The 3,464-nt window shown below is 58.1% G+C and carries 3 protein-coding genes; 1 reads left to right on the top strand and 2 read right to left on the bottom strand.

The features are described from left to right. Positions 1 to 638: phytochelatin synthase family protein (locus tag SO139_RS45840; RefSeq protein WP_498542115.1), on the bottom strand; the 638-nt coding region annotated here is incomplete at its 3' end. Positions 639 to 1,221: 583 nt separating this feature from the next. Between SO139_RS45840 and SO139_RS45835 the strand changes: the two genes are divergently transcribed. Continuing rightward, positions 1,222 to 2,253: a hypothetical protein gene (locus SO139_RS45835; protein WP_449378908.1), complete on the top strand. Its 1,032-nt coding sequence runs from the start codon at positions 1,222 to 1,224 to the stop codon at positions 2,251 to 2,253. A 904-nt stretch (positions 2,254 to 3,157) separates the two neighbouring features. Here SO139_RS45835 and SO139_RS45830 read toward each other — a convergent pair. After that, a partial coding sequence (locus SO139_RS45830; protein WP_498542114.1) for an integrase core domain-containing protein occupies positions 3,158 to 3,464 on the bottom strand: 307 nt, incomplete at its 5' end.

Here is a 3,464-nt window from a genome sequence, read left to right as displayed (position 1 = left end):
TTCTTATCACCGTCGAACGTATTTACAGCCGCGAACAGCCGCTTTCGCTCGACTAGCCATGGCCGGTAGTCGGAATTGACATCGAGCACGAAAACTAGGTCCTCGGCTTCGAGATAGCCCCCGATAGGCGAATGATGCCCAACACCAGCACCAAAAATTTGCGAGCGATCGAAATTCACGATGTAGCGTCGGCCGGGATCGTTTGAGCGACGCAGGTGCTCCAGAAACTGGTCCTCGCTGAGATCACGCAAGACTGTGACTTTCCGGCTCGTGTTGGTCCTGGCGACCTCGGCCAGTTCATCAAGCGTGAGACCCAGGATGCATACCCCTGTCCAGCACCGCCCTGTGCCGGCCAACACCTCGCCCTCCGTGCTTGCCGCCTCGCCAAGTGACCTGTACGCATTCGCAACAGCGGCAGGTCCGCAACGAGAGCCATTTGACTGCCAGTTCACGTTTCTCTGGAATGTGGCTGCCACTGGAAGGTGCCACGCGCGTTCAATAAGCTCGGGTGTACGCGTTACCGAGGACGCTATAACTTCTGATGGCACGCGTGACTGGCTGACGACCCGGGCCCCGGCAGCCAGTAGACCCGCCGCAACTACCGTGCTGATGATACTGACGTAGCGCCATCGCTTCATGGGTCGTCTGAACCTAGCGGCAGTCACGACAGTGCCCTGGCGATTATATCCTCGAGCTTATTGGCGGGAAGAGAGATCCATCTGAACGCCCGTTGAGGGCCACGAGCGCCATTCTAGCGATCAAACCGCCACTTCCGGTCCACCAGAGCAGCAGACGTTGTGACCGGCTGTTGGCAGGTCTCTGAAGGGCCCAATCCAGAATCCTGCGCCGCCGAACGGCGCGTATTCATGCGTGCGAGGACAGAAATATTTCGGGTTTAGCTCGAAACGAAACCCCTGCTATCCACTCCTCAATGCACAAGTTGTCCGAGCTAGCCCGGATTTTTATTGGGACATGCGGGTGAATTGGTCAGCGGTTCTGATCTCACAGAGCCTTTGCGTGAACCCCATCGTTCGAGCTTTTGCGATGCGAGCGATCAGGCGTTGCGGTGAGGGAGAAGGATTTGTATGTTTCGCGCAAGACCTGCTTGGGCGCCACAGGAGTTCCCAAATCGGCATAAGTTCGCGAGAGCTGCGAGAGCGCGATGAAGAAGGCGCCAATAGGGCCTCTAACGAGGTTCAATTTGCGCTCGTGATCGCTCGCATGATCGAAACGGTAAAGACCGATCCTGAGCTGATGCGCCATGCGATCTATGATTTGGCGCGCCATAAGCTTCAGGAACAACTCGTCGATTCGGATTCGACAGATACCCGTCAGGCCACACTCGCGCTCGAAACCGCAATCCGAGGCGTCGAAGAATTTTCACGACAGCAGATCAATCTGCTCCCACCATCTTCGGTGCCGCCGCCGGTTTTGACGCATGATCCGCGGCCGCGGGAAGCCTCTCCCCCGTCTGAAGCTGATGTAGGGCCGATTCGTCCGAAAGTTGGAGCCGATCGCCATCCCTTGCGGGCTGTCATGACGCGAACCGCTTTGGTCCTGTTAGTCGTTGGAGCCGCCCTTACAGCAGTGCTGCAACGCGAACGGCTGATGACCCTGGGACAACCCTTCCGGGGACACGGAGGACGGGTGGTCTCCGACACGGCGGCGACGATATCCGACGCCAGCGCAATAGCCAATGCGGCCTTCAAGCCGCCTCCGCCGCCTCCCGCCTTCCCGCGGCCGACCGACTACGGGGTCTATGCAATTGCAGGCAACGTCCTGACCGAACTGAAACTGCTGCCTGGCCGCGCGCCTGATGTCAGGGTCGCTATCTCGGCCGCATTCAGGCTGCCTGGTAAAGTGATCCTGCCGAACGGACAACCTGAGTTTATAGTCTTTCGGCGGGATGCCGCGACCAACATATTGGAGCGCGCGGAGGTGCGGGTGATCGCCAGGATTACCCGCGATTTTTCAGCCGCTTCCGCAGGCCAAAGGCTTGACGACAGCGACGCCTGGGTCATCAGGAATTTCTCTTACCCGTACCGGGCGACTCCCGTATCGAACAACCCAGAGATGTACAAGCTCCACAGCGAGGACCCAGCGCTGCAGCTTCCTCCCGGCCACTATGCGCTGATACTCAAGAATCAGTCCTATTATTTCAGTATCGAAGGCGACATTGTGGATGCAAGGCAGTGCATCGAGCGGGTCGTCAGTACCAATGGTACCTTTTATTCAGCTTGTCGGAAGTCGTGAGACTCGCCGCAACTCGCCACTGCGCGCGCATCCCAATCCTCTCTGTTTGCAACTGCCTCCGCCACCTGCTTGCGAAAGCCGATCGGTTCGTGAACTGCTGAGCATACCGAAAACCAGTCGCGAGTTGATCCACTCGCGGCATTGCTTTGCCTGCTGCTTTTCCCTCGCTCGCGTCGAACGCGCGTACTCAGGATTCGCGCGCCCGGCGGACAGCGGCCTCCAGCTTTTGCTTTTGCTTCCGCTTCTCCCAGCGCAACTCCTCGTCTTGAGCCCGTTTTTTGAGTTGTGCACGCTCGCCTTCGATCGCCCTTGCCTTGGCTTCGATCTCCGGCGCTCCGAGCGCACAGAGCTCGGGTGCCGGTATAGCCGGCCAATAAGAAGGGTCCAGCCCCCAAGCCGGGAGACACCGTCGGCTCCAGCTCATGCTCGAACCAGCAGAATCCGCCGGTCCTGCGGCAGGATACTTCCAACATCAAAGATTTGCCGGAAAACAAGAGCGGTCCGAAGAGCTTCGACGATGTAGAAGCGAGGCTTTTCTTACGAGGAAATCGGCCTACGGCACGAGATGAGTCAATTCTATCGGCTCAAAGCGACACTCGAGGAATTGTTTGGCCGCCCTGATGTACATGGAGCTAAAGGAAAATTCGGACCTAGCGGATTGGAAAAAGCATCGAACAAGCTTTTTGGACGCAGTTTGGCTTTCAATTAGATCAAGCGTCCGTATCGCCGATGACGAATGGTTCAATGACATCGATGAGGCAATCGAGCGCGGGCGCCAACACATTAAGCTAGCCCGAAAAGCCTCTGATCTTTTCGCATCACTTTCTGCGACCCTATTCCATATCGTCTTCACGCAGATCGGTTTTATGCCTACTCGGCAGCCGACTGATCTTGCCCCCAAGTTTTATCCAGCCCTGAGTTCGCCCCGGTCGTTGAATTTGCCCAGTTGGGCGGTGGGAGCGACTGGAGCTGGCGCGGAGCCTTCGGCATAGCGCAGCGCCAGATCCCGTTGCGGATGGCAGGTGAAGGCGAACTCGGACGGCGACTTCCATCCGAGCTGAGAGTGTGGTCGCGCGTCGTTGTAATCGGCCCGCCAGCATCCGAGCGCGACGCGGGCCTGGGCCAGTGACGTGAACAGCGTCTCGTTGAGCAGTTCGTCCCGTAGCCGGCCATTGAAGCTCTCGATGAACGCATTCTGCATGGGCTTGCCC

This window comes from Bradyrhizobium sp. UFLA05-89 (assembly GCF_059803475.1).
This window is presented reverse-complemented; position numbering and strand designations above follow the sequence as displayed.

Excerpts from the sequence above, each read along its gene's own strand:
- SO139_RS45835 (WP_449378908.1), top strand. The coding sequence starts at position 1,222 with ATGATCGAAACGGTAAAGACCGATCCTGAGCTGATGCGCCATGCGATC.